This window comes from Sulfuricurvum sp. MLSB, assembly GCF_000747095.1.
Taxonomy (GTDB): domain Bacteria; phylum Campylobacterota; class Campylobacteria; order Campylobacterales; family Sulfurimonadaceae; genus Sulfuricurvum.
Genome location: NZ_JQGL01000104.1, coordinates 26,963 through 33,147 on the forward strand (window position 1 = coordinate 26,963; position 6,185 = coordinate 33,147).

A 6,185-nucleotide genomic window follows, 5' to 3' on the forward strand; every position below is an offset into this window, starting at 1 on the left:
CTCCGAATTTAAAATTCCGTAATCGTAGCAAAAAATAGTCCACATTGCGGCAGTGTAAGGACGAAACCGATATGATACGCTATCTATTTACAGGGAGGATTCATGTCTTTTGCGTCATTGAACCCTAATCTCCAAACCAATCTTGCCGCTTTAGGGCACACAACCCCCACGCCGATCCAGAGCAAAGTCATCCCTTTGATGCTTCGCGGACGCGACATTTTGGGAGCCGCCCAGACCGGAACGGGAAAAACCGCGGCATTCGCGTTGCCGATTCTGCAGATGATGGGAGAAGGGAACGAATCAGAGATCGCAAAACCGCAGGCACTGATCCTCGTACCGACGCGCGAACTGGCAACCCAGATGACCAAAGCGATCCGCGCCTATGCGCTGGGAAGCAACCTTCGGATTCTCAACGTCTTCGGCGGCGTCAACATCGACAAACAGATCGCATCGCTGACCAAAGGGGTCGATATCCTGATCGCGACTCCCGGACGGCTTATCGAGCTGAACAAGCAGGGGCATATCCCCCTTTCAAAAATTAAATATCTGGTTATGGACGAAGCCGACACGATCATGGACATGGGATTCATCCGCGAGATCGAGCAGATCATCGATATGCTCCCACCGGCCCGCCAGACGGTACTCTTTTCGGCGACGATGACGGGATCGGTCAAACGTCTTTCGGAGCAGATACTCAAAAAACCGCTGCTGGTCGAAATCGACAATCTCAAAGCCGCCGACATGACGATTCGCCAGATCGTCCATCCCGTCGAAGCCGAGCGCAAGAGCGAACTGCTTTCGTATCTGATCGGGTCGAACAACTATCCGCAGGTGTTGGTGTTCACTCGCACCAAAGCGATCGCCGATGAGGTCAGTGCCTACCTCAAAGAGAGCGGATTGGAGTGCCTGACGATCCACGGAGACAAAAAACACGGTGCGCGCGACCGTGCGCTGTGCGATTTCAGGGAAGGCAAAGTGCGCATTCTCGTCGCGACCGACATCGCCGCGCGCGGGTTGGACATCGAGGGGCTGGACATCGTGATCAATTACGACATCCCGCACATCGCGAGCGACTATATCCACCGCATCGGACGGACGGGGCGCGCGGGCAACGAAGGGACGGCGATCACGCTGCTCTCTTCAGTGGAATCGCTCTCATGGAAAAAGATCGAGACGATGCTGGGCAAAAAGGTCGTGATCGAAGCGGTAAAAGGTTTCGAACCCCCGATCACCGACGCGCTCGGCAAGACACGCGGCAAAAGCATGTCCAAAGAAGCCGAGAAAAAAGGGAAAACCGCCGGAGCGTTTGGCAACAAGCGTAAACGTGAACCCGTTCAGCCCAAATTCATCGGCAAGCGCGGGCCGCGTGTCGCTCGCGAAGAACCCGCATCCAAAAAACCCTCACCGAAGAAATCGGGCGGACGGGGGAGATAATAGATCGGGTAGATTATGCTACAATCACTCTAATTAATATCGAAAGGATACGGATGCAAAAAGATCAAGCACTTGATATTCTAAAGCAGTTCAAAGATGATTTTGCCGATCAATTCGGTATCGTCCGTATTGGGTTGTTCGGCTCAACCGTCCGTAATGAAGCGAAGTTAAACAGTGATATTGATGTCGTTGTGGAAACCAAAACGCCCGATATGTTCGCTATCGTCCACGCTAAAAATACTCTCGAAGAGCTTTTTCATCTCAATGTCGATGTAGTCCGTTATCGTGAAAAAATGAATCCTTACCTCAAAAAAAGCATTGAAAATGAGGCTGTTTTTGTCTAATAAAAACCAAGTTCTCATTATCCTCGAACAAATCAATGAGGCGCTTAAAACGGTTTTGACTCGCTTTGAACCTGTCAAAGATAGTAATTTCTTCACCGATTCTCCGGCAGGGAAAGAAAAGCTCGACGGTATTTGTATGCAACTTATCGCTATCGGCGAAAGTCTCAAAAAAATCGATAAACTCACGGATAAAAAATTATTACAAGAATATTCTGAAATAGACTGGACGGGTGCAAAAGGGGTAAGAGATGTCATCTCCCATCACTATTTTGACATTGATGCCGAAGAGATATTCTGGATCTGCGATCAGCAGATCGGGCCGATGCAGCGGACGGTCGAAAAAATAATCACTGATATCAATGCTACAGATATCGAACACCGTTAGCATCCCCGATTCCGAGATCGAGGTAACCGCCATCCGCTCTCAGGGCTCGGGCGGGCAGAATGTCAACAAGGTCTCGACGGCGATCCACCTGCGCTTCGACATCACCGCCTCATCCCTTCCCGAACTCTACAAAGAACGTCTCTTGGCCCTCACCGATCACCGCATTAGCAAAGAGGGGATTATCAACATCAAATCCCAGGAATCGAGAAGTCAGGAAGAGAACAAGCTCTCGGCGCTGGAGAGGCTCAGAGAACTTATCAAAAGCGTCATGGTGACGCCAAAAAAGCGCAAAGTGACCAAGCCGACCCGCAACTCGCAGAAACGGCGGATGGATAGCAAGACGAAGCACGGGAATATTAAGAAGATGCGGGGGAGAGTGAAGGGCTCGGAGTAGAGAAATCTACAGTGGAACGATAGCTGATACATCGGCACAATCATAGCTGAGCCTGCCAAATGAATACGGTCTGTCACAAACGATTTTCATCGTATAAAAATGTTAATATGGACACAACTGAAAATGGAGACCGCGTGTTATGAGTTAAATGCGTCAGATTTTTATTATCAAACTTTATTGACTTATGAGAGCAGGGAAAAAGTAAAAAATTTCATAAAATCAGCTCAAGATTTTTTGGTTCTTGACTTTAATCATCGAAAACTTTAACTTGATACGTATCAAGTGTTATTTCTTCTCCTGTCTTTTTGTCGATGACGATAGGCTCGGCAATCTCATTCGTATGGATATTGACCAAATTGACTTTGACTCCTTTTGGAGGATAATGTTGATTCCCCCAGTTTAACATCATAATAAGTATCGGAGCCAAATCTATCCCGCGTTGCGTTAAAACGTATTCATAGCGTTTATCGCTTTCTCCGTATTTTTGTCGCTCTAAAATTCCAGATTCTACAAGATCATTTAATCGTCTCGTCAACATGTTCGGGGCGATTCCTAAACTTTTTTGGTATTCATCAAATCGCTTCATGCCAAAAAAAGCATCTCGAATAATCAACATACTCCACCACTCGCCTATATGCTCTAGACATTGAGCGACAGGACAGGGCATTTCATCATAGCTTTTTCGTTTCATAATACATCCTTGATAATTTTACTTGCATAATTATAGCAAAAATATTATACTTTCATCATGCAAGTAAATTTGCACAGAACTTACCGAAGGAAATAAAGATGCAAATGAAGAACAACACTATCCTAATTACGGGCGGTACAAGCGGTATCGGCTATGAGTTCGCACGACAATTGTGTGAAGACAACACAGTTATCATAACGGGCCGCGATCAGGAAAAACTGGGTAATGCGAAGAAAGAACTCAAAAATATCCACACCTTTCGATGCGACATTGCTAATCCCCAAGAGATTACAGCTTTGTACGCACAGGTTTCACGAATGTTTCCCGAGCTGAATATCGTGATCAATAATGCGGGTGTCATGAAAAAGATCGATTTGCAAGATGAAGGCGATTTAACCAATCTCACTCAAGAGATCGATACCAATCTAAACGGCACTATCCGTATGAGTACGCAGTTCTTACCGCTTATGAAGAAACAAAAGAGAGCGGCAATCGTCAATGTTACCTCCGCATTAGCCTTTGTCCCTTTGGCAAATACTCCTGTGTACTGCGCAACCAAAGCCGCATTGCACTCTTTTACCGATTCTCTGCGTATTCAACTTAAAAATACGAACGTAAAAATTTTTGAAGTGGCTCCGCAACTGACGGAAACTCCGTTGATCAATGCATTCGATAGCAACGAGCAAAAAAGTATGAACATTATGCCCGTATCGAAGCTGGTCAAAATATCCATCAAAAAAATGGAGTGTGGAATATCGGAAATAAAACCGGGACAAAGCGGTGCCCTTAAAATGATCAGTCGTCTTTCTCCGAGATTTGCTCTTCATATGTTGAATAAATAGGTAAACTATTACTCAGCATGTTTTAAGGATGGGCAGTGAATATATTATTAGAATTTTTAAACAAAAATATTGCTCTGGATGGCGATGAGCTTGAATTATTAAGCAAGATATTTCGACAAAAACATTTTAGTAGGGGAGAGACGATTCATCACGCGGAGCATATTCATGACAGTATCTATTTCCTCGAATCGGGGATCGCACGCGGGTACTATATCGATGAAAACGGCAAGGATACGACATGGTATATTTATTTCAACGATGAGAACTCTCATTTGACGAATCTGGTGGTATTTGATTATGACAGCTATTTATGCCAAACGCCCTCGAAACTCCACTTTGAGGCAATTACCGACTGTACATTTCAGATTATGAAAAAAGAGGAAACAGATTATCTGTGCGCACACGATTTGAAGTGGTCGGAATTTATGCGTCGTTCCAGTGATTTGGCCTATTCGCTGGTGCATCAGAAGTTTTTTTCTCAGTTAGTGATGAATGCGGAGGCGCGCTTTGCGCAATTTTTAGAAACGACTCCGTATTTGCTGGATAAAGTACCGCAGTATCATATCGCTTCGTATCTGGGGATCACTCCCCAGCATTTGAGCCGATTGAAAAAGATGAACAAATGCGAATGACAACCCTATAAGGAGCTAGTAGAATTTCCCCATATTTGTAAGGGGAATTTTATGCAAAAAACGTTTTTACCGCCATGCGTGTTTTGGTTTTCTATTGCTTCGATATTTCTACTCTCTGGTTGTGCGACGCCGGAAGCGAATATCCCGAAGCTGGAGGCGCCTCTTTCCGCAACGTATCATTATGCGGAAGCTGAAAAAATAGCATTTGATGAGATAGAGTGGTGGAAGAGTTTCAACGATCCTATTTTAACGGCACTGATTGAAAAAGGTCTTGAAAACAATCATGACATACGCAGTGCAATGACACGTATCACTACGGCGAATGCACTGCGAGATGTGCAGGCTTCACGTCTTTTGCCTACGGTAAATCTTGAAGCGTCCGCTTCGAAATCACACAGCGGATTTCCGCAAGCGATGAAACAGGGATTGCCCGATATCCGAGCGTACAGAATCGGTTTGGGGATAGATTGGGAGATTGACATCGGCGGAGGATTGCGTGCGGCAAAAAGTGCGGCAGAATCTGACGCAATGGCTGCCGAGTATGGTGTTGTTGGCGCACAGCTGGTGATCAGCAGTGAAATCGCACGCAGCTATTTTACGTTGCGGGCAGTACAAGAACGGCTCAAATTGGTAGAGGCATTGGCTGCAACGCAACATGAAAGTGCGACTGTCGTTTCCAAACGCTATGCGCAGGGGCAATCAAGTCAGTTTGATGTGGATAGAGCGGAGGCAGAGGCCGATACACTGGATGCTCAGATACCGCAACTACGGGTATGGGTTGCAACCTTGCAAAGTCAGATGGCTGTTTTGGTGGGGGAGAACCCATCAAGCTCCGCTGTGTCGGAAGTAGATGAGTATTTTTGGCCTGAGTCGCAAACCATAGGAGTTTCCCAACCGAGTGATTTATTGCGGAGACGTCCCGATTTAATGGCCGCCGAATCGCACTACAGTGCCGAATCATTACGTTCGAAAGAGGCACAATCGCAAACATGGCCGAAGCTTTTTGTCAATGCTCTTGTCGGTCGTCAAGACTTCCGTATTAACGGACTTGATTTGGCACCGGTACCATTTTCAAACGTTGCGGCGGCTTTTGTCATGCCGATTTTCAATGCAGGACGGATTCAAGCGGGGATCGATGCACAAAACGCTCAGGAAAATGAAGCGCTTATCGCGTGGCAAAAAGCGGTTTTGACAGCACTCAAAGAGGTTGAAGATAGTCTTATCGTGCAATCTGAGGAGATTAAACGCGGTGAAAAGGTAAAAGCCGCCCTGAGCAGAGAATCTCACGCGCTTAAAGCGGCGCAATCGCTTTATCGTGAAGGGCAAATTGATAAGTTGCCGCTGCTCGATATGCAGCGAGGGGTTCTAGTGAATAAAATAGCTCTAAATGAGCATGGATTACAACGACTATTATCGGATGTACAGCTGTATAAAGCTTTAGGCGGAGGCTGGTCATCTGAACA

Annotated in this window: 8 protein-coding genes; 7 read left to right on the forward strand and 1 reads right to left on the reverse strand. The window is 46.2% G+C overall.

Features of this window, described 5'->3' with window-relative positions; genetic code table 11:
* Window positions 1-102 precede the first annotated feature (102 nt).
* Genes JU82_RS07620 through arfB form a run of 4 tightly spaced genes read left to right on the forward strand, consistent with a single transcriptional unit; the run spans window position 103 to window position 2,557 of the window.
* Window positions 103-1,434 (forward strand): DEAD/DEAH box helicase, encoded by a 1,332-nt coding sequence (locus JU82_RS07620; RefSeq protein WP_037948937.1) that lies wholly within the window; start codon window positions 103-105, stop codon window positions 1,432-1,434.
* Between the two features lie 53 nt (window positions 1,435-1,487).
* A complete protein-coding gene (locus JU82_RS07625) occupies window positions 1,488-1,778 on the forward strand; it encodes a nucleotidyltransferase domain-containing protein (RefSeq protein WP_037948939.1) in 291 nt (96 codons plus the stop codon).
* On the forward strand, window positions 1,771-2,163 hold the full coding sequence (locus JU82_RS07630) for a HepT-like ribonuclease domain-containing protein (RefSeq protein WP_037948941.1): 393 nt from the start codon (window positions 1,771-1,773) through the stop codon (window positions 2,161-2,163). The genes JU82_RS07625 and JU82_RS07630 overlap by 8 nt, the downstream gene beginning before the upstream one ends.
* Window positions 2,138-2,557, forward strand: a complete 420-nt coding sequence (arfB, locus tag JU82_RS07635) for an alternative ribosome rescue aminoacyl-tRNA hydrolase ArfB (protein WP_037948943.1) — start codon at window positions 2,138-2,140, stop codon at window positions 2,555-2,557. The genes JU82_RS07630 and arfB overlap by 26 nt, the downstream gene beginning before the upstream one ends.
* Before the next feature lie 247 nt (window positions 2,558-2,804).
* Here the strand turns inward: arfB and JU82_RS07640 are convergent, their stop codons facing one another.
* A complete protein-coding gene (locus JU82_RS07640; protein WP_294892540.1) occupies window positions 2,805-3,248 on the reverse strand; it encodes a helix-turn-helix domain-containing protein in 444 nt (147 codons plus the stop codon).
* Between the two features lie 98 nt (window positions 3,249-3,346).
* Here JU82_RS07640 and JU82_RS07645 point away from each other — a divergent pair, with 98 nt between their 5' ends.
* The 3 genes from JU82_RS07645 to JU82_RS07655 form a co-directional block, all read left to right on the forward strand.
* Window positions 3,347-4,090: an SDR family NAD(P)-dependent oxidoreductase gene (locus tag JU82_RS07645; RefSeq protein ID WP_037948946.1), complete on the forward strand. Its 744-nt coding sequence runs from the start codon at window positions 3,347-3,349 to the stop codon at window positions 4,088-4,090.
* Window positions 4,091-4,125: 35 nt separating this feature from the next.
* A complete protein-coding gene (locus JU82_RS07650; RefSeq protein WP_037948949.1) occupies window positions 4,126-4,722 on the forward strand; it encodes a Crp/Fnr family transcriptional regulator in 597 nt (198 codons plus the stop codon).
* Between the two features lie 51 nt (window positions 4,723-4,773).
* The coding region (locus JU82_RS07655) for an efflux transporter outer membrane subunit (RefSeq protein WP_037948953.1) at window positions 4,774-6,185 on the forward strand (1,412 nt) is incomplete at its 3' end.

Coding starts and splice junctions, on each gene's coding strand:
- JU82_RS07620 (WP_037948937.1), top strand. CDS start 103: ATGTCTTTTGCGTCATTGAACCCTAATCTCCAAACCAATCTTGCCGCT.
- JU82_RS07625 (WP_037948939.1), top strand. CDS start 1,488: ATGCAAAAAGATCAAGCACTTGATATTCTAAAGCAGTTCAAAGATGAT.
- arfB (WP_037948943.1), top strand. CDS start 2,138: ATGCTACAGATATCGAACACCGTTAGCATCCCCGATTCCGAGATCGAG.
- JU82_RS07640 (WP_294892540.1), bottom strand. CDS start 3,248: ATGAAACGAAAAAGCTATGATGAAATGCCCTGTCCTGTCGCTCAATGT.
- JU82_RS07645 (WP_037948946.1), top strand. CDS start 3,347: ATGCAAATGAAGAACAACACTATCCTAATTACGGGCGGTACAAGCGGT.